We start from the raw sequence: 21118 nt of genomic DNA, 5'->3' as shown, positions 1-21118 counted from the left end.
GAATCCTACAAAGTTTGTAGGCAGCAGCGTAGTCCATGGCTATTGACAGGCAGGATTGCACCGCACATGCGACCGCCTGATTTGGCGTGCCTCATCAATTAAGCGACAATGCCGGCCTGTTTCCGGAGCGCCCCCATGTCTGATTCCATTGCCCCCATGTCTGATTCCATTGAAAGCCCCGCCGTCGATGCCGTGCTCGACGCCACCGGCCTCAACTGCCCCGAGCCGGTCATGATGCTGCACCAGAAGGTGCGTGACTTGCCCCCCGGCGGCTTGCTCAAGGTGATCGCCACCGATCCGTCCACCCAGCGTGATATCCCCAAATTCTGTGTCTTCCTCGGCCACGAGCTGGTGGACAAACAGGCAGGCGACGGCGAGTTCCTCTACTGGATCCGCAAGAAGCTCGACTGATTGGCTGCGTACCGGATGACGCTTTTCGCATCGCGCTGGCTCGGCAGGGCGCTGGCGCCTACACTGCGGCCACTCCAGGAGCCCTGACATGCGCATAGTTGCCGACGAAAACATTCCCCTGCTCGACGCCTTCTTCGCAGGCATCGGTGACATCCAGCGTTATCCGGGCCGCACGCTCGACCGCGCTGCCGTCGCCGACGCCGATATTTTGCTGGTGCGCTCGGTGACCCGCGTTGACCGCGCCTTGCTCGAAGGCACGCCGGTGCGCTTTGTCGGCACCTGCACCATCGGTACCGATCACCTCGACCTCGATTACTTCAAGGAAGCCGGCATTCAATGGTCCAGCGCCCCGGGCTGCAACGCCCGTGGCGTGGTGGACTACGTGCTGGGCAGCCTGCTCACCCTGGCGGAAATCGAAGGCGTCGAGCTTGCCAGCCGCACTTACGGCGTGGTCGGGGCGGGGCAGGTCGGCGGCCGCTTGATCAAGGTTTTGCGCGGCCTGGGCTGGAATGTTCTGGTCTGCGACCCGCCGCGTCAGGCCAGCGAAGGCGGCGATTACGTCAGCCTCGACGAGATCATCGCCCGCTGCGATGTGATCAGCCTGCACACGCCGCTGGATAAAACCGGCAACACGCCCACCTGGCACCTGTTCGACCGCGCCCGGCTGCAGCAGCTCAAGCCGGGCGCCTGGCTGATCAACGCAGCGCGCGGCCCGGTGGTCGATAACGTCTCCCTCCGCCAGGTGCTGCTGGAACGTGAAGACCTGCAAGCGGTGCTGGACGTCTGGGAGAAAGAACCGGCGGTCGACGTCGAACTTGCCGAGCTGTGCGTCATCGGCACCCCGCACATCGCTGGCTACAGCCTCGACGGCCGGCAGCGCGGCACGGCGCAGATCTATCACGCCCTGTGTGCGCACCTTGACCAGCCGGCGAGCATCCGTCTTGAAGACCTGCTGCCCAAGCCCTGGCTGGCGCAAGTCACGCTGGACGCTGCCACCGATCCGGTCTGGGCACTGAACGCGCTGTGTCGGGGCGTTTACGATCCTCGCCGCGACGACGCGGATTTCCGCCGCAGTCTGGTGGGCGATGCCAGTAGCCAACGCCTTGCCTTCGACGCCTTGCGCAAGCATTACCCGCCCCGCCGGGAAATCGACAGCCTGCAGGTGCGCATCAACGGCGAGTCGGCGGCCTTGCGTCAGATCGTCGAGGCCTTGGGTGCGACGGTTGTGGGTGACTGATAGGCGCCCATAAAAAACCCGGCGCCGTGGCCGGGTTGGAATCAAATCTGCACATCAGTCTTGTTTTTCGGGCTGTACCCAGTACTTCTCGCATTCCTGACAGGCCGCCTGAACCATTTCTTCAGTGATCAGGATTTCCTGGCCGTTTCCGTCGAGAATCGCGCCGCCCAGCTGCAGCTCGGGTTGAGGGCGGAACACGGGTTCTTGATTGCTGCTGCTTTGCAAGCTCATGGCCTGTCTCCTCATCAGGTAAGTGCGCGTCGATAGTAATCACGCCGGCATGACTGCGCCGTGACAGCATTCCTTGACTGGCGACGGCCCGCGGAGTTCAGCGAAAGCTGACGAGCGTGCGCGGGGAGGGAGGTGTAGGCTCTGCGGCTGATTCGTCTTCCGGGTGTCCTCCATGGCTTCAGTCTTTTCCGGCCGTCAGCGGCATGCCATTCGTCTGGCCCTGCGCATGATCGCGCCGTACCGCAAGCAAGCCATCGGTGCGTTGCTCGCGCTGGTGGTCACCGCCGCCATCACCCTGTCGATGGGGCAGGGCATCCGGCTGATGGTCGATCAGGGTTTCATGACCCGTTCGCCGACGCTGCTCAACGAAACCATTGGCCTGTTCATGGGGCTGGTGGTCGCCCTCGCCATCGGCACCTTTGCCCGCTTCTATCTGGTTTCCTGGATCGGCGAACGGGTGGTCGCCGATCTGCGCAAGCAGGTGTTCGACCATCTCGTCAGCCTGCACCCCGGTTTCTACGAGAACAACCGCAGCTCGGAAATCCAGTCGCGCCTGACCGCCGACACCACGCTGCTGCAATCGGTGATCGGCTCGTCGCTGTCGATGTTCCTGCGCAACGCGCTGATGGTCATCGGCGGGATTATCCTGCTGTTCTTCACCAACCCAAAGCTCACCAGCATTGTGGTCGTGGCGTTGCCCCTGGTGATCGCGCCGATCCTCATTTTCGGGCGCCGTGTGCGCAGTCTGTCGCGGGAGAGTCAGGACCGCGTGGCGGATGTCGGCAGCTACGTGTCCGAGGCCCTGGGGCAGATCAAAACCGTTCAGGCCTACAACCATCAGGAGCAGGATCGGCAGCGTTTCGCGCAGACCGCCGAAGGCGCCTTCGAGACGGCACGCAAGCGGATTCTGCAGCGCTCGTGGCTGATCACCCTGGTGATCGTGCTGGTGCTGGGCGCGGTCGGCGTGATGCTCTGGGTCGGCGGCATGGACGTGATTGCTGGGCGCATCTCCGGCGGCGAGCTGGCGGCGTTCGTGTTCTACAGCCTGATCGTCGGCAGCGCATTCGGCACCCTCAGCGAGGTCATCGGTGAGATGCAACGGGCAGCGGGCGCGGCAGAGCGCATCACCGAATTACTGCAGGCGCGCAGCGAAATCACTGCGCCTGCCAGTGATCGGCTCACGCTGCCCGCACGCATCAGCGGTCGCCTGGCGCTGGAAAACCTGAGTTTCGCCTACCCCTCACGCCCGGAGCGCAATGCTTTGGACGGCTTGAGCCTGACCGTCGAAGCGGGTGAAACCCTGGCGCTGGTCGGGCCTTCCGGTGCGGGCAAGTCGACGCTGTTCGACCTGCTGCTGCGTTTTTACGACCCGAAGCAGGGACGCGTGCTGATCGAAGGCATCCCCGCCGAACGCCTGGACCCGCTGGACTTGCGCCGCTGCTTCGCCTGGGTGTCGCAAACCCCTGCGCTGTTTTTCGGCTCGGTGGAGGACAACATTCGCTACGGCAACCCGGCGGCCAGCGTCGAGCAAGTGGAGGCGGCGGCGCGGATTGCCCATGCCCATGAATTCATTCAGCTGCTGCCCCAAGGCTATCAAACCCACTTGGGCGACGGCGGCATGGGCTTGTCGGGCGGACAGCGTCAGCGGCTGGCCATCGCGCGAGCTTTGCTGGCCGATGCGCCGATTCTGTTGCTCGACGAAGCCACCAGCGCGCTGGATGCCCAGAGTGAGTATCTGATTCAGCAGGCATTGCCGACGTTGATGAAGGGTCGCACGACCCTGGTGATCGCCCACCGACTGGCGACGGTGCAGAACGCAGACCGGATTGCGGTCATGGATCAGGGGAAACTGGTCGCGGTAGGAACCCACCGCGAGCTGATTGCCAGCAACCCGCTGTACGCGCGGCTGGCGGCCTTGCAGTTCAATGCCGGGGTGGAGCAGGTCGGCTGAGTGCCGACCTGAATCTGCGCATCAGTCTTTGCGGTATTCGCAGAGGTAGGCGGTTTCTTCGGTCGCTTCGACATCGAATTTGACGTTGGCCGGGATTTTGAAACTCTCACCGGCGTTGAAGGTTTCCCAGTCATTGGCGCCCGGTAGCAGCACTTTCAGGGAGCCCGAGATCACATGCATGATTTCGCGGTCGCTGGTGCCGAAGTTGTATTTTCCGGAAGCCATGACGCCGATGGTCGCGTCGCCTGCTGCTTGCTTGAAGGCGATGGATTTGACGGTACCGTCGAAATACTCGTTGACCTTGAACATGGCTGATCTCCTTGGGAAGGGCTGGAAAAGGCCGGACAGTATGCCGAACGTACAAAAGGCCGTCATCCGCTTTGAGAGATGCGTCACGCTTCAGCCGGGAATCACCAGCGGTAACAAACGTGCGGTATTGCGCGCGTCCGACAGTGCCCGGTGTTGCTGGCCGTTGAAATGCATTCCCGCCAGTTGCAGCGCAGTGTTCAGGCCGCAGGGTTTTTGCAGGTGACGGGCTTTGGCGAAGCGTTGTTTCAGGTTGATGTGGGGCAGGGTGGCGAGTTCGCTGGTCAGTTGGTGCTGGCGCCAGTCCTGTTGCAGCTGCTGCCGATCGTAATCGCCCCAACTGGACCAGGCGACCAGTCGCTCGCGGTGTTGAGCGATCCAGCGTTCAAACTGTGGCCATACCGCCGGCAGCGTCAAGGCACTGTCGATAAAGCTCTGCTGGATGTGCGTCAGCTCCCGGCAGAAGGGCGTGAGCAACGGTCGGCGCACGGGCCGCACGAAGCGTTCGAAATGGTCGATTTCGCGCCCGTCCTGATTGACCAGCGACGCACCGATTTCAATGATTTCCATTTCCGCCACCGGCCATCCGCCCTCTTCAGTGGTGGCCTCCAGGTCTATCACCAGCCAGTAGGGCATCTCGAACTCCTGTTTCATAACCTGCGGCAGCGCCATGGAGCGTAGCCACATCACGGCCGTCACGTCCAATTGCCCGGCGCGGATGATCCATGATTGGGACTCGCGGCAGGCGGGAAGGTTTGCAGTGCCCTCTTCTTTTGTAGCGCCTGACTGGCAAATGGCCGGGACAGCCCTTGCCTGGCTGACGCGCCTCGGCATAAATTGCATGCGGACCCGCTCCTCATATAAAGCGCAGCGCGGTCGATAACGCAAAGGACAAGGACAGCTTCAGCGCTTTATGGTGGGACCGGCTTTAGCCGGGAAAGCGTCGGGCGACACCCCACAAAGCGGGTGGCACTCAGTCGGGGTTCTTCCCGGCTAAAGCCGGCCCTGCAAAGACATCGCGCGCACTCAGCCGGGATGTGGGCCAAAAGGGAAAGGGGGCAGCAAGGCGCAAGGAGGGCGAGAGTTGGAACGACAGAGGCGATTTAGCTTCCGTTTGACCGTTGTCTAATTGATCGCGAACGCATAGCTTACGTACTCCGTTTCGCCTGAGGTCCTTGTCTTGATGTCCACGCCGATGCGGATGGCTTTTAAAACCCTGCTGTTCACGACCACAACGCTGTGGGCCTGGCAGGCCGGTGCGACCCAGATCGTGCGAATTGGCGCGGCGCATTTCCCGCCGTACACGATCCGCCCCGAGCGCGGTGAAGACACCGGGCTCTTGCCGCAGATGATCAGCGCACTGAACGCGATGCAGAACGACTACCGCTTTGAAGCGGTGCCCACGTCCATCCCGCGCCGGTTTCGCGATTTCCAGCAGGCGCGCTTTGACATGGCCATTTTCGAAAACCCCGACTGGGGCTGGAAAGGCATTCCCCACGAAGATGTCGACATGGGGCTGGAAGACGCCGAGGTTTTCGTGGCGCACCGCTTGCAGGGCAGGACCCAGACGTATTTCGAGGAGTTGCACGGCAAGCGCCTTGCACTGTTCAGCGGCTATCACTATGCGTTCGCGGGTTTCGACGCCGACCCTAAATTTCTTGCCGACAATTACAACGCCACGCTGACCTATTCCCACGACAGCAACCTGTTGATGGTGCTGCGTGACCGCGCGGACATTGCACTGGTAACGCGCTCCTACCTGAGCACGTTCATGTCGAACAACCCGCAGGACGCCGATCAGTTTCTGGTGTCGGACCGCGTGGATCAGGTGTATCGGCACTACGCGTTGTTGCGCCCGGACGCACCCATCAGCGGCGAACGCTTCAGCGAACTGCTGAAGAAACTCCGAGAGAACGGGGAGATGTTCAAGATCTTTCAGCCGTTTCGCATCGCTGTGACGCCGCAGGCCACTCACCACGCGGTGGCCCAGGGCGAAGGTGCGAAGAGCGACTGACGAAGGCACCTATTACCTGCCGGAACGCGCAGCGGGTGATAAGGTTGGTGCGATGTGGGAGCGCTGAAAACGCGCTCCCGCAACGTGCTTCAGCAGCATTGGTGGGCAGGGTGGTTCAGCGGTCTCGCGCTTCTTTTGCGTCCATCTCGGCATTGCGCTCGTGGACGCGCTTGAGTTGTTCATCGGTCAGGGGCAGTTTCTTCGCTGAATCCTTGAGCATCAGCAGACCGCCGACGATCGAGCCGATTGCAACGACTAGAATTAACCAGGCATACCAGGGCATAACGCTCTCCTTCTTGTGATAAGGCTTGGAGCAGCGGCGCTGTCCAGTGGTTCAATTGTAGGAGATGCACGACGCCTGGCGCGGGTCGGGCAGGCATTTACCGATTGCCGGGTCCCGCCCTGCGGGATGTTCGGCTACAATGCGCGCCGATTTCGACTTGCCAGAGAACCCGCTCATGTCCGCCTGCCAGACCCCCATCATCGTCGCCCTGGATTTCCCGACCCGCGAAGCCGCGTTGAATCTGGCTGATCAGCTGGACCCTACGCTGTGCCGGGTCAAAGTGGGCAAGGAGCTGTTCACCAGCTGCGCATCGGACATCGTCGAAACCCTCAACGCCAAGGGCTTCGAAGTGTTCCTGGACCTCAAATTCCATGACATTCCCAACACCACGGCGATGGCGGTCAAGGCCGCCGCTGAAATGGGCGTGTGGATGGTCAATGTGCACTGCTCCGGCGGCCTGCGCATGATGGCGGCTTGCCGTGACGTGCTGGATCAGCGCACCGGCCCCAAGCCGCTGTTGATCGGCGTGACCGTGCTGACCAGCATGGAGCGCGAGGATCTGGCCGGGATCGGTCTGGACATCGAGCCCCAGGAGCAAGTCCTGCGGTTGGCGGCGCTGGCTGAGAAAGCCGGGATGGACGGTCTGGTGTGTTCCGCGCTGGAAGCCCAGGCGCTGAAAGCGGCGCACCCGTCACTGCAACTGGTGACCCCGGGCATTCGTCCGGCCGGCAGCGCAGTGGACGATCAGCGTCGCATTCTGACGCCGCGTCAGGCGCTGGATGCGGGTTCTGATTACCTGGTCATCGGCCGCCCGATCAGCCAGGCGGCCGATCCGGCGAAAGCGTTGGCGGCGGTGGTTGCAGAGCTGGCGTAAGAACGTCGAGCCTTGTGGGAGCGAGCTTGCTCGCGAAGGCGGTATTTCGGCCGCTGAATAGTTAGCGCCCATACCGGACTCTTCGCGAGCAAGCTCACTCCCACAGTTTTGATCGGCGTGAATATCGGCAACAGCGTCAAGTCTTATGAGAGCACCATCGCGCAGACGCCGCGCGGCCGGGAATTGAAGACGGTCACTCCCACAGCCGCGCGCTTTACACATCACGCTGCGGTCTCTGGCTCAAAAACCGTTGCGTTTCAGGATTGAGTCCATGCTTTCCTTCGATGGTCGGCCGTAGAACTTCAGCAGTTCCGAAGCCCGGTTGGTGAAGAACCCGTCCACGCCTTGTTCGCTGATCGCCTTGAAATCCACGGCGTCATCCACGGTGTACGGGTGAACGATCATCCCGCGATCATGGGCCATCTTGTTCATCCACGGCTGCACCAGATCACTGTAGCTCTGGTCCCCGCCGTTCTTCAGCGCTGCCGATGGCCCGGTCCCCACCGCGCCGTGGGCTTTGGCCCAGTCCATCCAGGCGGCAAATTCCTCTTTCGATTTCACCTGCTGGCTGGCGTAGAAGCTGGCCTTGTCCTTGGCCCCTGAGTCCTTGAAGGTCTTGCCCGACGCCGTTTCGATGGAGCCATCACCCAGCCACAGCAGCAGGACTTTCGGCGTATCGGGCATGCTCTTCTGCAGCAATTCCAGGCTTGGTTTTTCAAAGGTCTGCAGCACCACGCGGCCCGGCATGTGGGCGACGTTGACATAGCCTTTCTCGGCGGCAGGACGCTGGCTTAGCCAACCACGCTGATCGAGCTTCTTCTTCAAATCCTCTTCAATGCCCGGAAACTGCGCCGGCACCTTGGTTTCGATGTACAGGCCGGGTTTGTTCTTGCCGCCTTCGGCGATGTCGATGACCTCGTCCAGCGTCAGAATCTTCAGCCCGGCGTAGGTGGCGCGGGCGCGATCGGGGTAGGCCTTGTTGAACCACGAGCCGGCGTCCAGACGCCTGATTTCTTCCAGCGTGAAGGTGTTCAGCGGGTCCTTGGCCCGTTGCGGGTAGACCTCGGCGATATTGGTGGTGCGCTCCAGCGTGTTGTCATGCAGCGCGATGAGCACGCCATCCCTGGTGCGCTGGATGTCCATCTCCAGGTAGTCAGCACCCAGTTCGCGGGCCAGCGTGTAGGACGGGACGGTCTCCTCGGGCGCATTGAACGATGCACCGCGATGGGCAATGACCGCCGGCCATGGCACGCCGATCTTCGCCGCCAGCGCCCGACCCGGTTCTTTGCCGGTGTCAGTGGCCGCCAGGGCCACGGCGGATGACAACAACACACCGGCAATCGCGGCGCCTCTCAACGTTCTGGATAATCCTTTCAACATGGTTCTGATGTTCCTTTTTGTGCAAGTCCGTTCATGGCGCAGCCGTTGCCGCACCGCGTGGCACATCGTTTTGTTGTGAAAAATCAGGTGCCGCAGGGCTCAAACCTTAAACAGCAACGGGCATGGCGGGCAACCGGGGTTGTCGTTTTGGGGGGAATGGCTGTCGGTTTGATGGAAATAGTTGAGGCCACAGCTGGTCCGTTGATCCGGTATTGGGTGCCTTAAAGTGTCGGCGTTCCGTGTGACGTTAATGGGTCTGCCGGGCTAATGCGCAGCGTCATAACTATGGATTTCCATGTTCGCCCCTGCCCAACCGCTCTCACTCGCGCTACTGTCAGCACCACGAATTTCGCTTGGCGGAGGGATGATGAAAACGGTGTTGGTGCTGGTTGAAAGCGTGAACATGTATTTACCGATTCTGGAAAGCAGCGGCTTTCGCCTGATTCTGGCGCCGACGCCGGCGATGCGCGCCGAGGCGGTGGCGAATGGGGGCGGGGAGATTGATGCGGTGCTGACCCGTGGGCCGCTGGGGTTCACTGCCGAGGAAATGGCGGCGCTGCCGAACCTTGGGATCATCTGTGTGATTGGCGCGGGCTACGAGCGTGTCGACCTCGAAGCCGCCGAGGCGCGGGGCATCGTGGTGACCAATGGAGCAGGGGTGAATGCCCCGACGGTGGCGGACCACGCGATGGCCTTGCTGCTGGCGGCGGTTCGCGACATTCCCCAGGCCGACGCGTCGGTGCGCCGCAGCGAATGGCGCAAGGTCACACGGCCCTCGTTCGCCGGCAAACGCTTGGGCATTCTGGGCCTTGGTTCGGTCGGGATGGCCATCGCCAAACGCGCGCTTGGGTTTGACATGGTCATCCACTATCACAGCCGCTCACCCCGCGCGGGCGTGGATTTCAACTATTGCGCGACCCCGCTGGCGCTGGCCGAAGCGTCGGACGTTCTGGTGGTCGCGACGCCGGGCGGCGGGTCGACGCGGCACCTGATCGACAAGGCCGCCATCGATGCGTTGGGCGCGGACGGCTTCCTCGTCAACATCGCCCGGGCCAGTGTCGTCGACACCGATGCGCTGATCGACGCGCTTCAGCACGGCCGCCTGGCCGGGGCGGCGCTGGACGTATTCGATGACGAGCCCCACGTCCCCGATGCCCTGAAAGCCTTGAACAACGTGGTCCTTACGGCGCATCTGGCAGGATTGTCGCCGGAAGCATCCCGCGACACGGTGCAAATGGTCGCCGACAACCTGCTGGCGTTCTACGCGGGCAAGCCGGTGCTGACGCCTGTTCACAGCTGATACGCGGTGGGTGCGGCGATATCGACCGCAGTACGCTCTCTGACAAAAAAGGAATCGCCCATGTCTTCATCTTCTGTATTGAAAGTCGCTCTGGTCACAGGCGCCGGCAGCGGTATTGGTCGCGCCGTGGCGCTGCAACTGCTGGCTGACGGCTTTGCCGTGGTGCTGGCCGGACGTCGGCCCGAGCCGTTGCAGGCGCTGGTCGATCAGGCCGAGGCTGCCGGGCAGCAGGCGCTGGCGGTGCCGACGGATGTGCGCGATCCGGCCAGCGTCGAATCGTTGTTCGCGACCATTGAACGCACATTCGGTCGACTGGACGTTTCGTTCAATAACGCTGGCATCGGCGCACCGGCGGTGCCGATGGATGAGCTGTCGGTGGAGCAGTGGAAGAACGTCATCGACACCAACGTCACCGGGATGTTTTTGTGTGCGCGCGCCGCCTTCGGCCTGATGCGCCGCCAGGTGCCTCAGGGCGGACGAATCATCAACAACGGCTCGATTTCGGCGCACACGCCACGGCTGTTCAGCTCGCCTTATACATCGAGCAAGCATGCGGTATTGGGCCTGACCAAAAGTACTGCACTGGACGGTCGGCAGTTCAATATTGCCTGCGGTCAGATCGACATCGGCAATGCCCTCACCGAAATGACCGATCGCATGACCAAAGGCGTTTTGCAGCCCAACGGTGAGCTGCAGGTCGAGCCAACCATGAACGTGCAGCACGTCGCCGAAGCGGTGAGTTACATGGCCGGGCTGCCGTTGTCGGCCAACGTGCTGAACATGACCGTCATGGCCAGTGGTATGCCGTTTGTGGGGCGTGGCTGATCTGTCGGCTCGGCTCGGCTCGTTGCGTTGAGCTGCGTTGTTTTGTCCAAAACCAGATGGGATCTGTCCAACCCGGCTGAGCGATCAACCGCCACACTCAACCCCATGCCGAGCCACCTTTAATCAAGGACACTGCCATGACCGAGTTCGTTATCGCCCCCGTTGTCACACCCTCCCTGGCCGTCGCCGGGACGGCCAGCCGTTTTCCGATTCGTCGGGTGTTCTGTGTCGGCCGCAATTACTCCGATCACGCCCGGGAAATGGGCCACGACCCCGACCGCGAGCCGCCTTTCTTCTTCATGAAGCCCGCTGACGCCGTGGTGCCCGCTGAAGGCCAGATTGCTTACCCGCCGCTCACCGAGGACCTGCATCATGAGATCGAACTGGTCGTGGCGATCGGCAAGGACGGCGTGAATATCGACCCGCAGGACGCCTTGACCCATGTCTGGGGCTATGGCGTCGGCCTGGACCTCACACGCCGCGACTTGCAGGCCCAGGCCAAGAAAATGGGCCGGCCGTGGGAATGGGCCAAAGCGTTCGACGCCTCCGCGCCCGCCACACCGCTGCGCCCGGTCAGCGAGATCGGCCATCCGGAAGCCGGCGCGATCTGGTTGGACGTCAATGGCGAGCGCCGTCAACGTGGCGATCTATCTGATCAGATCTGGGCGGTCAGGGACGTGATCGCCTACCTGTCGCAGTCGGTCGGCCTCAAAGCGGGCGACCTGATCTACACCGGCACGCCGGCCGGGGTAGGCGCTTTGCAGCGCGGTGATGTGGTCACTGCCGGGATCGAAGGCATTGCCGAGCTGAATGTGACAATCGGCTGATCCCACGTTACGCCCGCCTGAGAATCCTTTGGTTCGGCTGCCGCCGTTGCCCTACCATGGGGCAGTCCGAACCCGCGATTTCAGGTGTTTCAGCGATGGCCCATCCCTCCCGCATCCAGACCTATGGCATGCAGCAGCGCAGCGACCGCATGGATTTCTACATCCGTGACAAGTCCGCCCGACCCGCGCTGACGGCGCCCCATCGTCATGACTATTTCCAGATTCAGATCAATCTCGGCGGCGACACCGTGCAGCACATCGGCGGCGCGGTCAGGCCGTTTCCGCGCAACACCCTGGCGTTCATCCTGCCCCATCGCCTGCACGTGATTCCGCACCCGGAAGACGGCAATTTTGTCGTCATCAACTTTTCTCAGGACTTTCTCCTGCAGCATCTGCAGTGCGATCCGATGGACCTTGAAGACGTGCCCGTCGCCGAGGCGCCTGAGCTGGCGCCGTTCCGGTTTCAGGAACATCTGGATTTCACCCTTGATGACGCCGACTTCGCTGAGGTGACCGCGCTGCTGGGGCAGATGCGCGACATGGATCGCGGCAGGCAGTTGGGCTCCGGCGCCATTCTGCGGGGCTGCCTGTTGCAGCTGATCGGCACGGTGTGCAATCGCTACGAAGCGCAGTTGCTGGCGCTGTCGGCGAACAAGGCCGAGCGGCGGGGACGGCGCGATGCGATGAGTCGGGTGATCGACTATATTCGCGCGCACATTGCCGATCCTGCCATGACCCTCACCGATGCCGCGGCGGCGGCCTTTCTGTCGCCCAATTACCTGACCCACCTGCTGCGCAAAGAAACCGGCAACAGCTTTTCCGAACTGGTCCTGGAGCGGCGCATGCGGCTGGCACGCACGCATTTGATGAACAGCAGCAAACCCCTGAGCCACATCGCCGAGATCTGCGGGTTTACCGACGAAGCGTATTTTTCACGGCGCTTTCGTAAAGCCCACGGCATGCCGCCGGGCCAGTTTCGCCGGGAGCGGCGGGGTGGTTGAGCGGGGTTGACGAGTTGTTGATCGGCTCCACTCCACATCTATCTTCAGCGAACGCGGCCCCTGTGGGAGTGAGCTTGCTCGCGAAGGCTGCCTTCCATCCGCGAGTGATCTAGCGGATGTACCGGCCCCTTCGTGAGCAAGCTCACTCCCACAGGTTTTGTATCAAAGGGGCGAGACGCTTTTTACAGCTCAATCGCCTTGGTCAGCTCGCTGAACAACGCCGACACCGAGCGCAGCGCCCGGCAATCTGGCCGAGTCAGCAGCCACAGCCCGGTGTCATGGCCTGCGAGCGGCTCGCTCAAAGGCTGAACCTCGCTGTCCCGAACCATGAAATCCGGCAGCGCTGCTACGCCCATGCCTGCGCGCACCAGTTGGGCCACGGCAAGCATGGAGCTGCAGCGGTAGGCGAGGTTAACGCCGGGCAGATGCTGCCGGCGCCACATCACGGTGGGGTGGTCGGGGAGGAAATCGTCGGGGGCGATCCAGTCCATGTCGTCGAGGGCCCGATCACCGCAGCGTCGCGCGTAGGCCTCGCTCGAACAGACCCGATATCCAACCGTGCCCAGGCGAGTGCCGACCAGATGCTCGGGCGGCGTGTTGGTCAGACGCAGGGCAATGTCGGCGTCGCGGCGGCTCAGGTTGGCAAAGGTGCTGGACGTGTTCAGTTCCAGGCGCAGGCCCGGGTAGTCCGGCATGAAGCGGCTCAAGGCGGGAAGCAACAGGCTTTGCAGGACGGCTTCGGTACAGGTCAGGCGCACGGTGCCGCTGACGACTTGCCGGCCCTGCTCGAGACTCAACTGCGCGAGGGCCAGCGCGTTTTCGGCACTCTCCGCCTGTTGGGCGAGCGCCAGTGCTGCGCTGGTCGGTACGTAGCCGGCGCGGCTCTTGTCGAAGAGCGTTGTGCCCACCGACTTTTCCATCCGCCGCACCGCGCGGAACACCGTCGAGACATCGACCTTCAGCAGATCGGCGGCCTTGGCCAGCGTCCTCCCCCGCACCAGCGCGAGGATGAGGGTGAGGTCGGCATGGTTGATTCGATAGTGCGCAGCTGCATTGATCACTTGCCCGGACGCCCATTCTGATTGCAGGGCCACAAGCTTATAGTCGCCTCCGGACCTCACGCAAAGCGTTTTGATATCAGGGAGCACACATGACTCAGCGGCAGAAAATCCGGATTGCATTGGTAGGTGACTACGACCCAAGCGTGCCGGCACATCAGGCCATACCCGTGGCGCTGGACAGGGTGGCGAACGAAACGGGGCTTAGCGTGCAGGCCACATGGGTGCCGACGACGGATGTTCGGCACGGCGTGAGCTTGCAGGCGTTCGAAGGCATCTGGTGCGTGCCGGCCAGCCCTTATCGCGACATGGACGGCGCGCTGACGGCGATTCGCTTCGCCCGGGAGCGGCAGGTTCCTTTTCTCGGGACGTGCGGCGGCTTTCAGCATGCGTTGCTGGAGTACGCGCGCAATCACCTGGGCTGGGCCGATGCCGAGCATGCCGAGACCGCGCCGGAATCGGAGAACGCAATCATCACGCCCTTGAGTTGCTCGCTGGTCGAGGCCTTCGCACCGATTCGCCTGCGCCCGGGTTCGCGAATTGCCGCCGCGTACGGCGCACTGGAAACCCACGAGCGCTACCGCTGCCGCTACGGTTTGCGCAAGGAACTGGAGGCCGACGTGTTTGCCGGGCCGCTGAAAGTATCTGGTTATGACGAAGACGGCGAGGTCCGCGCGATGGAGCTCGACGGTCATCCGTTCTTCGTGGCGACGTTGTTTCAACCGGAACGCGCCGCGCTGGAGGGCAGCACCCCGCCGCTGGTGAAAGCGTTTGTGCTGGCCTGCGCGGCGGAGTTGATTTGACATGATGATGGCAAACACCTTTGGCCTGCCGTATTACGCGGTGATTTTCACCTCGGTTCGCACTGAACTCGAAGCACAGGAATATGACGACGCCGCCCGGCGGATGCTCGAACTCGTTCGTCAGCAGCGGGGGTTCCTCGGCGTGGAATCGGCACGCAGCGACGATGGACTGGGGATCACCGTGTCTTACTGGGCGGATGAAGCAGCAATCCTGGCCTGGAAGGAACATCCGCAACACCGGGAAATCCGCGAGCGCGGCCGGTCCACCTGGTATCGGCAATGCACGACCCGGGTTTCCAGAGTCGAGCGCGAATACAGCTTTGCAAAGTAGGACCGGCTTCAGCCGGGAAGGGGCCGGTGTTGGCACCCTCGGTTTTGCGGTGTGACCATTGACGTCTTCCCGGCTAAAGCCGGTCCTACATCCGCGTTCACCCCAATTTCACTGACTGCCCACGCTGCTTTAGTAGGACCGGCTTCAGCCAGGAAGGGGCCTTCATATGCACCCTCGATTTTGCGGCGCGGCTAATGACGTCTTCCCGGCTAAAGCCGGTCCTACATCCGAGTTCACCCCAATTTCACTGACTGCCCACGCTGCTTTAGTGGGACCGGCTTCAGCCGGGAAGGGGCCTTCATATGCACCCTCGATTTTGCGGTGCGGCTAATGACGTCCTCCCGGCTAGAGCCGGTCCGACTATTCAATCAAGGCATGACCGGCGGGATGTACGCCAGCGTCGTGCCGAGCACCCACAACAGGAACAACACCAGCGGTGTATGCACCAGTAACTGCACGAACGAGAAGCCGATCAAATCCCGTGCCTTCAGGCCGAGCACGCCCAGCAGCGGCAGCATGTAAAACGGGTTGATCAGGTTCGGCAGGGCTTCGGCGGCGTTGTAGATTTGCACCGCCCAGCCGAGGTGGTATTTGAGATCGTTGGCGACCTGCATCACGTACGGCGCTTCGATGATCCACTTGCCGCCGCCGGACGGAATGAAGAACCCGAGAATCGCCGAGTACACGCCCATCAGCAGCGCATAGGTGTCGTGGGACGCGATGCTGGTGAAGAACGTCGAGATGTGGTGCGCGACCGTTTGCGCATCACCGCCCTTGACCGTGGTCAGCAGCGCGGCGATCGAACCGTACAACGGAAACTGAATCAGCACGCCGGTGGTGGTCGGCACGGCGCGAGCCACGGCATCGAGGAAACTGCGCGGACGCCAGTGCAGCAGCGCGCCGACCATGATGAACAGGAAGTTGTAGGTGTTCAGGCCGGAAATTGCGGTGATCGCGGGCTTGGTGCTGAATTCGTTGTACAACCAGCCGGACGCCAGCGCGACCATCAGGATGATCAGCAGCGGGCTGTATTCCAGCCATTCGCCCGGGCGAGTGCGCGGCGGCAACGGTGGCAGGCTGAAGCTCGGGTCAATCCCGCATTCCTTGGCATCGCGGGCATTGGCCGGGCCGGGCGCTGTGGCGTAGGCGACGACGATCGAGACCACCACCAGGGCCAGAAGCATCACGCCGGACTGCCAGAGGAAGATCGTCTGGGTGAACGGAATCACCCCGGTGATCGCCAGGATCGACGGCGGCAGGCTGGCCGGGTTGGCTTGCAACTGCGCGGCGGACGACGACAGGCCCAAGGCCCACACCGCGCCCAGACCCAGATAAGCCGCGGCACCGGCGGCGCGGTAATCCATTTTCAGATCGGTACGCCGGGCGAGGGCACGCACCAGCAAGCCGCCGAAGACCAGCGACAATCCCCAGTTGAGCAACGACGCCACCATGCTGATCAGCGCGACCCAGGCCACGGCCGAGCGGCCGTTTTTCGGGATGCGCGCCAGGCGGTCGATCAGTTTGACCGCCGGTGGCGAACTGGCGACGACGTAGCCGCCGATGACCACGAAGGCCATTTGCATGGTGAAGGGGATCAGGCTCCAGAAACCGTCACCGAAGGCTTTGGCGGTGTCGGCGGGTTTGGCGCCGATGACCAGCGTGGCAAGCGTGACGATGACCACAGCCAGGGCGGCGAACACCCACGAGTCCGGGAACCAGCGTTCCGCCCATTTGGCGCAACGCAGGGCAAAGCGGGCGGAGCGGCTTTCTTCGATGTCGGCGGCCACGTTTATTACCTCTTGGAGTTATTGTTCAGGTTTTTTGGACGGCAGTTTCAAGTGTTGGCGGTGACGCGAAAAAAGCACCGGCTCAGATACAGCAAAGCCCCTTCATCGCTGAAGGGGCAGGGCGGTCTGACCAAAGGTGCGGGTGCAGCAAATGCTTAGGGTGTGGCGAAAACGTGGGGCATGACGCGGATCCTGCAGAACCGCGCCATTGCCGGATCCATCAGAACGTCATTTCGACCACGTCATCCGGCACGATCAATTTGCCGGCGGTCTTGGCGATGATTTCGTCGACGGTCACGCCGGGTGCGGTTTCGCGCAGCACGAAGGCGCCGTTTTCGATCTCCAGGTACGCGAGGTCGGTCAGCACTTTCTTGATGCAGCCGGCGCCGGTCAGCGGCAGGCTGCAGCGCGACAGCAACTTGGATTCGCCGTCCTTGGACGCGTGGGTCATGGTGACGATGATGTTGTCGGCGCCGGCCACCAGATCCATCGCGCCGCCCATGCCCTTGACCAGCTTGCCGGGGATCATCCACGAGGCAATGTTGCCTTCGACGTCCACTTCGAACGCGCCGAGCACGGTCAGGTCGACATGGCCGCCACGGATCATGGCGAAGGACTCGGCCGAGGAGAAAATTGACGCGCCCTTGCGCGCCGTCACGGTCTGTTTGCCGGCGTTGATCATGTCAGCGTCGATGGTCTCTTCGGTGGGAAAGGCGCCCATGCCGAGCAGGCCGTTTTCCGATTGCAGCATCACGTCGATGCCGTCCGGGACGTAGTTGGCGACCAGGGTCGGGATGCCGATGCCCAGGTTTACGTAGAAGCCGTCTTGCAGTTCGCGTGCAACGCGCTGTGCCATTTGTTCGCGGGAGAGTGCCATGGTCTTGGGTCTCTTTTATTCTGTCCGGCCTGTGGGAAGCCCCAGCGCCGGAGATACAAAGGGGAAATCGGTTCGAGTACGACGCTGATGTCAGGCTTTTCGGACGGTTCGCTGCTCGATGCGCTTCTCGAACGTGCCCAGGATCACGCGATCGACATAGATGCCGGGGGTGTGGATTTCGGTGGGCAACAGCACGCCAGGCTCGACGATTTCTTCGACCTCCACCACGGTGATCTTGCCGGCCGTGGCCACGACCGGATTGAAGTTCTGCGCGGTGTGACGGTAGACCACGTTGCCGAAGTGGTCGGCCTTCCAGCCTTTCACGATGGCGAAGTCGCCAGTGATGGCTTCTTCGAGAATCACGTTGCGGCCGTTGAACTGGCGGGTTTCCTTGCCTTCCGCGACGGGGGTGCCGTAGCCGGTGGCGGTATAGAACGCGGGAATGCCGGCACCGCCAGCGCGCATTTTTTCGGCCAGGGTGCCCTGGGGGGTGAGTTCGACTTCCAATTCGCCGCTGAGCAACTGGCGCTCGAACAGGGCGTTTTCACCGACGTAGGACGCGACCATTTTGCGGATCTGCCGGTCCTCAAGGAGGATGCCCAGGCCAAAGCCGTCAACGCCGCAGTTGTTGGAAACCACTGTCAGGCCCTTCACGCCCATGCGTTTGATTTCAGCGATGAGGTTTTCAGGGATGCCGCACAGTCCGAAGCCGCCCGACAGCACGGTCATGTTTTCGGTCAGCCCGGCAAGGGCTTCAGCGTAGGTTGCCACGCGTTTGTCGAGTCCAGCCATGGTGAGATCCCGCCTTATTTGTAGTTGTGTCCGACAATCTAAGCATCGGAGAGCGTTGGCCGCATCTTCTCTCGCATGCACTGATTTGTTAATTTTGTTTTTTTGATCGATTGATAAGTAATCCAAATATATGAAAGTGAAACAGCTTCGGGCGTTTCTGGCAGTGGCGCAGTGCTTGAGTTTCGCTCAGGCCGGTGAACGACTGCATCTATCGCAGCCGGCGTTGAGCCTGACCATCAAGGCGCTGGAGGAAGACCTGGGCGGGCAATTGCTGACCCGGACCACGCGCAACGTCAGCTTGACGCCCGAGGGCGAGGCCTTGCTGCCGCTGGCCCGGCAGTTGCTCGCCGACTGGGACAATACCGAAGAGCTGCTGCGACAGCGTTTCACCCTGCAAATGGGCAACGTCTCGGTGGCGGCGATGCCGTCCTACGCGGGCAACTTGCTGCCGATCGCGCTGAAGGTGTTTCGCGAGCGCTACCCACGGGTGAACGTGGCGGTGCACGACGTGATCAACGAGCAGGTGGTGGAAATGGTCGGCCATCGGCGCGTGGAGCTGGGCATTGGATTCGAACCTGAATCTGGCACCCACCTGATTTTCACGCCGTTCTACATGGATCGCTTCGTCGCCGTGGTGCCGAAGGATTCGCCATTGGCCGCGCGCAGCGAGGTGAGTTGGGACGAGCTGCTGCGTCACGATTTCATCACCCTGCAACGCCCGTCCGCCGTCCGCTTGTTGCTGGAGCAAGACCTGCAGAGCCAGCACGGCAAACTGTCGGTGGCGTTTGAAAGCCATCAGCTGTCGACGGTGGGCCGCATGGTCGCCAACGGCCTGGGCGTCAGCGCGGTGCCGTCGCTGTGCATCGCGCAGATGGAAGAGCTCGGCGCTCGCTGCATTGCCCTCGAAGGCCCGCGCATCGAGCGTCGTATTGGTTTGATGACCCAGGCGGACCACCAATTGTCGGCCGCCGCCCAGGGGTTGCGCGAGGTGCTGATCGAATGCGCACGCGACTCAAATGCCGCCTTGGGGAGCAAGCTTGCTCCTACAGGGTGATATCGCGCTCCAGGTGGGAGACCGGTGGCGAAACGGCCAGATCCTGTGAAAATTTAACTGCGACGCAATGCCGCATCCGGTATGGTTCGGCCGGCTGAAACATATTGTTTCAATCCGTCCTGAAATAAAAACCGACCGATAAGGGGTTCCGCGTTGGATCTGTCATCTGCTGCCTGGGTGTTTCACGACACTCGCCTGATCATCTGCTGCCTGATCGCCATTGCCACCATCATCGTGCTGATCAGCGCGACCAAGCTCCCGCCGTTTCTGTCGATTCTGGTGGGCACATTCATCGCAGGGATAGGTGCGGGGTTGCCAGCGGAGGCAGTGGCGAAGGCGTTCAGCAAGGGCGCGGGCGGGATTCTCGGTGAGGCCGGGATCATCATTGCCCTCGGTGCCATGCTCGGTGCGCTGATGGCCGAGTCCGGCGCGGCGGATCGCATTGCCTCGACGTTGCTGGGGCTGGGCAAGGGCAAAGCCCTGCCGTGGGTCATGGCCCTGGTGGCCATGGTCATCGGCCTGCCGCTGTTCTTCGAAGTGGGTCTGGTGATGATGGTGCCGATCATCTTCGTCATGGCCCGCCAGTCGAATCAGCCGCTGCTGAAAATCGCGATTCCGGCGCTGGCCGGCATGACCACGCTGCATGCGCTGATGCCGCCGCACCCGGGACCGCTGATCGCCGTCAGCGCCTTGCACGCGGATTTGGGCCTGACCATGTTGCTGGGTTTCTGCGTGGCGGTGCCGGCGGTGATTCTGGCCGGTCCTCTGTACGGCAACTGGCTGTCAAAGCGCATGCACATCGAGGAACCGGCAGAGCTGGGCGAGCTGTTCTCGGCCAAACCCAGCGCCTCCCGCCAACCGAGCTTCGGTATCTCGTTGTTGATCATTCTGCTCCCGGTGATCCTGATGCTCGGCAGCACCTTGGCGAAAATCGCCATGGAGCCGGAAAGCAACATCGCGCTGACGCTGAAATTCCTCGGTGAGCCGCTGGTGGCGTTGGGGATTGCGGTGCTGGCGGCGACGGTGTGTCTGGGCTGGGCCAACGGTATCTCCCGCGAGCAGGTGGGCGGCACGCTGCGTAAGAGCCTGGCGCCGATTGCCGTGTTGCTGTTGACCATCGGTGCGGGCGGCGGCCTGAAGCAAACGTTGCTGGACGCGGGCGTCAGCCAGACCATCAGCAAAGTGGCCGAAGGCGCACACATGCCGTACCTGCTGCTGGCGTGGCTGATTGCGGTCGCGCTGCGTCAGGCCACCGGTTCGGCCACCGTCGCGACGACTACCACGGCGGGCATTCTTGCGCCGATGATGGCCGGGCTGGCGCCGGTGGAAGCCTCACTGGTGGCGTTGGTGATCGGGGCGGGCTCGGTGTTCTTCTGCCACGTCAACGACGCAGGGTTCTGGATGGTCCGCGAATACTTCGGCCTGCAACTGAAGCAAACCATTTGGGTGTGGTCGGTGCTGCAGACGATTGTGTCGGTGGTGGGGCTGATCGGCACGTCGCTGTTGTGGCACTTTTTGGTCTGACGATTTCTCAGAGCCAACGCTGAGCCCTGTGGAAGATCCCCGTCGTGCGAACGCCGTAAATGTGGGAGCGAGCTTGCTCGCGAAGGTGGCGTGTCAGGCGATTGATTCGTCGCAGGCAGAGTGCATTCGCGAGCAAGCTCGCTTGTATGGTTAGACTTGAAGGGGTGGTGGGACGAACAGTTCGCATCTGACTGCTGTAACAGTACAGACCGTGGGAGACCTCGCCCCACCCCTTCCACCAAAAGCGCCGAT

Annotated in this window: 22 protein-coding genes; 13 read left to right on the top strand and 9 right to left on the bottom strand. The window is 62.3% G+C overall.

Annotated features, from left to right (window positions below; genetic code table 11):
- Window positions 1-156 precede the first annotated feature (156 nt).
- Together tusA and pdxB are read left to right on the top strand one after the other, a co-directional pair.
- Window positions 157-411 carry a sulfurtransferase TusA gene (gene tusA / locus ABEH28_RS21620; protein ID WP_282372422.1) on the top strand — a complete coding sequence of 85 codons (255 nt, stop codon included), beginning with the start codon at window positions 157-159 and terminating at the stop codon, window positions 409-411.
- Between the two features lie 88 nt (window positions 412-499).
- The gene (pdxB, locus tag ABEH28_RS21615; RefSeq protein ID WP_346631041.1) at window positions 500-1648 is read left to right on the top strand and encodes a 4-phosphoerythronate dehydrogenase PdxB; all 1149 of its coding nucleotides are present in this window, start codon (window positions 500-502) and stop codon (window positions 1646-1648) included.
- A 54-nt stretch (window positions 1649-1702) separates the two neighbouring features.
- Here pdxB and ABEH28_RS21610 read toward each other — a convergent pair whose 3' ends face one another.
- Window positions 1703-1879, bottom strand: coding sequence for a PA1571 family protein (locus ABEH28_RS21610; RefSeq protein WP_346631040.1), 177 nt, complete (start codon window positions 1877-1879; stop codon window positions 1703-1705).
- A gap of 172 nt (window positions 1880-2051) precedes the next feature.
- Here ABEH28_RS21610 and ABEH28_RS21605 point away from each other — a divergent pair, with 172 nt between their 5' ends.
- A complete protein-coding gene (locus tag ABEH28_RS21605; RefSeq protein WP_346631039.1) occupies window positions 2052-3830 on the top strand; it encodes an ABC transporter transmembrane domain-containing protein in 1779 nt (592 codons plus the stop codon).
- 21 nt (window positions 3831-3851) lie between these two features.
- On the opposite strand, the gene ABEH28_RS21600 is transcribed toward ABEH28_RS21605, so the two are convergent.
- Window positions 3852-4139, bottom strand: coding sequence for a pyrimidine/purine nucleoside phosphorylase (locus ABEH28_RS21600; RefSeq protein WP_192174033.1), 288 nt, complete (start codon window positions 4137-4139; stop codon window positions 3852-3854).
- 90 nt (window positions 4140-4229) lie between these two features.
- Entirely contained in the window at window positions 4230-4772 is a 543-nt protein-coding gene (locus tag ABEH28_RS21595) for an exonuclease domain-containing protein (protein WP_282372406.1), read from the bottom strand.
- A gap of 547 nt (window positions 4773-5319) precedes the next feature.
- Here ABEH28_RS21595 and ABEH28_RS21590 point away from each other — a divergent pair.
- On the top strand, window positions 5320-6150 hold the full coding sequence (locus ABEH28_RS21590; RefSeq protein WP_192174031.1) for an ABC transporter substrate-binding protein: 831 nt from the start codon (window positions 5320-5322) through the stop codon (window positions 6148-6150).
- Window positions 6151-6265: 115 nt separating this feature from the next.
- Here the strand turns inward: ABEH28_RS21590 and ABEH28_RS21585 are convergent, their stop codons facing one another.
- The gene (locus ABEH28_RS21585) at window positions 6266-6433 is read right to left on the bottom strand and encodes a DUF2897 family protein (protein ID WP_065986232.1); all 168 of its coding nucleotides are present in this window, start codon (window positions 6431-6433) and stop codon (window positions 6266-6268) included.
- Between the two features lie 175 nt (window positions 6434-6608).
- Here ABEH28_RS21585 and pyrF point away from each other — a divergent pair, with 175 nt between their 5' ends.
- Window positions 6609-7307: an orotidine-5'-phosphate decarboxylase gene (gene pyrF, locus ABEH28_RS21580; RefSeq protein WP_346631148.1), complete on the top strand. Its 699-nt coding sequence runs from the start codon at window positions 6609-6611 to the stop codon at window positions 7305-7307.
- A gap of 240 nt (window positions 7308-7547) precedes the next feature.
- On the opposite strand, the gene ABEH28_RS21575 is transcribed toward pyrF, so the two are convergent.
- The gene (locus ABEH28_RS21575; RefSeq protein ID WP_346631038.1) at window positions 7548-8687 is read right to left on the bottom strand and encodes a glycerophosphodiester phosphodiesterase; all 1140 of its coding nucleotides are present in this window, start codon (window positions 8685-8687) and stop codon (window positions 7548-7550) included.
- A gap of 367 nt (window positions 8688-9054) precedes the next feature.
- Between ABEH28_RS21575 and ABEH28_RS21570 the strand changes: the two genes are divergently transcribed.
- From ABEH28_RS21570 to ABEH28_RS21555, 4 genes are all read left to right on the top strand, one after another.
- Window positions 9055-9987, top strand: coding sequence for a 2-hydroxyacid dehydrogenase (locus ABEH28_RS21570; RefSeq protein ID WP_346631037.1), 933 nt, complete (start codon window positions 9055-9057; stop codon window positions 9985-9987).
- A 60-nt stretch (window positions 9988-10047) separates the two neighbouring features.
- Window positions 10048-10812, top strand: coding sequence for an SDR family oxidoreductase (locus ABEH28_RS21565; RefSeq protein ID WP_346631036.1), 765 nt, complete (start codon window positions 10048-10050; stop codon window positions 10810-10812).
- A 137-nt stretch (window positions 10813-10949) separates the two neighbouring features.
- Window positions 10950-11639, top strand: a complete 690-nt coding sequence (locus tag ABEH28_RS21560; protein ID WP_346631035.1) for a fumarylacetoacetate hydrolase family protein — start codon at window positions 10950-10952, stop codon at window positions 11637-11639.
- Between the two features lie 95 nt (window positions 11640-11734).
- Window positions 11735-12640: an AraC family transcriptional regulator gene (locus tag ABEH28_RS21555; protein WP_346631034.1), complete on the top strand. Its 906-nt coding sequence runs from the start codon at window positions 11735-11737 to the stop codon at window positions 12638-12640.
- 182 nt (window positions 12641-12822) lie between these two features.
- Here the strand turns inward: ABEH28_RS21555 and ABEH28_RS21550 are convergent, their stop codons facing one another.
- Window positions 12823-13701: a LysR family transcriptional regulator gene (locus tag ABEH28_RS21550; RefSeq protein ID WP_346631147.1), complete on the bottom strand. Its 879-nt coding sequence runs from the start codon at window positions 13699-13701 to the stop codon at window positions 12823-12825.
- 89 nt (window positions 13702-13790) lie between these two features.
- Here ABEH28_RS21550 and ABEH28_RS21545 point away from each other — a divergent pair, with 89 nt between their 5' ends.
- Both ABEH28_RS21545 and ABEH28_RS21540 read left to right on the top strand, forming a co-directional pair.
- Window positions 13791-14501: a CTP synthase gene (locus ABEH28_RS21545; protein WP_346631033.1), complete on the top strand. Its 711-nt coding sequence runs from the start codon at window positions 13791-13793 to the stop codon at window positions 14499-14501.
- Window positions 14502-14505: 4 nt separating this feature from the next.
- Entirely contained in the window at window positions 14506-14832 is a 327-nt protein-coding gene (locus ABEH28_RS21540) for an antibiotic biosynthesis monooxygenase (protein ID WP_346631146.1), read from the top strand.
- 368 nt (window positions 14833-15200) lie between these two features.
- Here the strand turns inward: ABEH28_RS21540 and ABEH28_RS21535 are convergent, their stop codons facing one another.
- The 3 genes from ABEH28_RS21535 to ABEH28_RS21525 all read right to left on the bottom strand — a co-directional run bounded on the left by ABEH28_RS21535 (window position 15201) and on the right by ABEH28_RS21525 (window position 18288).
- Complete coding sequence (locus ABEH28_RS21535; protein WP_346631032.1) at window positions 15201-16619, bottom strand: TIGR00366 family protein; 1419 nt, start codon at window positions 16617-16619, stop codon at window positions 15201-15203.
- A gap of 220 nt (window positions 16620-16839) precedes the next feature.
- Entirely contained in the window at window positions 16840-17496 is a 657-nt protein-coding gene (locus ABEH28_RS21530) for a CoA transferase subunit B (RefSeq protein ID WP_192174022.1), read from the bottom strand.
- Window positions 17497-17586: 90 nt separating this feature from the next.
- The gene (locus tag ABEH28_RS21525; RefSeq protein ID WP_346631031.1) at window positions 17587-18288 is read right to left on the bottom strand and encodes a CoA transferase subunit A; all 702 of its coding nucleotides are present in this window, start codon (window positions 18286-18288) and stop codon (window positions 17587-17589) included.
- Window positions 18289-18418: 130 nt separating this feature from the next.
- On the opposite strand from ABEH28_RS21525, the gene ABEH28_RS21520 reads away from it, so the two are divergent.
- Both ABEH28_RS21520 and ABEH28_RS21515 read left to right on the top strand, forming a co-directional pair.
- A complete protein-coding gene (locus ABEH28_RS21520; RefSeq protein WP_346631030.1) occupies window positions 18419-19342 on the top strand; it encodes a LysR family transcriptional regulator in 924 nt (307 codons plus the stop codon).
- A 153-nt stretch (window positions 19343-19495) separates the two neighbouring features.
- Window positions 19496-20866 carry a gluconate:H+ symporter gene (locus ABEH28_RS21515; protein WP_192174020.1) on the top strand — a complete coding sequence of 457 codons (1371 nt, stop codon included), beginning with the start codon at window positions 19496-19498 and terminating at the stop codon, window positions 20864-20866.
- The last annotated feature ends 252 nt before the right edge of the window (window positions 20867-21118 follow it).

The organism is Pseudomonas sp. Ps21-P2, from assembly GCF_039672565.1.
Classification (GTDB): Bacteria; Pseudomonadota; Gammaproteobacteria; order Pseudomonadales; family Pseudomonadaceae; genus Aquipseudomonas.
The sequence above is the reverse complement of the archived record's forward strand: the minus strand, read 5'-3'. Positions and strand labels throughout refer to the sequence as shown.

Bases quoted from the DNA above. Each gene is read 5' to 3' on its own strand.
- tusA (WP_282372422.1), top strand. From the start codon at position 157: ATGTCTGATTCCATTGAAAGCCCCGCCGTCGATGCCGTGCTCGACGCC.
- pdxB (WP_346631041.1), top strand. From the start codon at position 500: ATGCGCATAGTTGCCGACGAAAACATTCCCCTGCTCGACGCCTTCTTC.
- ABEH28_RS21610 (WP_346631040.1), bottom strand. From the start codon at position 1,879: ATGAGCTTGCAAAGCAGCAGCAATCAAGAACCCGTGTTCCGCCCTCAA.
- ABEH28_RS21605 (WP_346631039.1), top strand. From the start codon at position 2,052: ATGGCTTCAGTCTTTTCCGGCCGTCAGCGGCATGCCATTCGTCTGGCC.
- ABEH28_RS21600 (WP_192174033.1), bottom strand. From the start codon at position 4,139: ATGTTCAAGGTCAACGAGTATTTCGACGGTACCGTCAAATCCATCGCC.
- ABEH28_RS21595 (WP_282372406.1), bottom strand. From the start codon at position 4,772: ATGCCCTACTGGCTGGTGATAGACCTGGAGGCCACCACTGAAGAGGGC.
- ABEH28_RS21590 (WP_192174031.1), top strand. From the start codon at position 5,320: ATGTCCACGCCGATGCGGATGGCTTTTAAAACCCTGCTGTTCACGACC.
- ABEH28_RS21585 (WP_065986232.1), bottom strand. From the start codon at position 6,433: ATGCCCTGGTATGCCTGGTTAATTCTAGTCGTTGCAATCGGCTCGATC.
- pyrF (WP_346631148.1), top strand. From the start codon at position 6,609: ATGTCCGCCTGCCAGACCCCCATCATCGTCGCCCTGGATTTCCCGACC.
- ABEH28_RS21575 (WP_346631038.1), bottom strand. From the start codon at position 8,687: ATGTTGAAAGGATTATCCAGAACGTTGAGAGGCGCCGCGATTGCCGGT.
- ABEH28_RS21570 (WP_346631037.1), top strand. From the start codon at position 9,055: ATGAAAACGGTGTTGGTGCTGGTTGAAAGCGTGAACATGTATTTACCG.
- ABEH28_RS21565 (WP_346631036.1), top strand. From the start codon at position 10,048: ATGTCTTCATCTTCTGTATTGAAAGTCGCTCTGGTCACAGGCGCCGGC.
- ABEH28_RS21560 (WP_346631035.1), top strand. From the start codon at position 10,950: ATGACCGAGTTCGTTATCGCCCCCGTTGTCACACCCTCCCTGGCCGTC.
- ABEH28_RS21555 (WP_346631034.1), top strand. From the start codon at position 11,735: ATGGCCCATCCCTCCCGCATCCAGACCTATGGCATGCAGCAGCGCAGC.
- ABEH28_RS21545 (WP_346631033.1), top strand. From the start codon at position 13,791: ATGACTCAGCGGCAGAAAATCCGGATTGCATTGGTAGGTGACTACGAC.
- ABEH28_RS21540 (WP_346631146.1), top strand. From the start codon at position 14,506: ATGATGGCAAACACCTTTGGCCTGCCGTATTACGCGGTGATTTTCACC.
- ABEH28_RS21530 (WP_192174022.1), bottom strand. From the start codon at position 17,496: ATGGCACTCTCCCGCGAACAAATGGCACAGCGCGTTGCACGCGAACTG.
- ABEH28_RS21525 (WP_346631031.1), bottom strand. From the start codon at position 18,288: ATGGCTGGACTCGACAAACGCGTGGCAACCTACGCTGAAGCCCTTGCC.
- ABEH28_RS21520 (WP_346631030.1), top strand. From the start codon at position 18,419: ATGAAAGTGAAACAGCTTCGGGCGTTTCTGGCAGTGGCGCAGTGCTTG.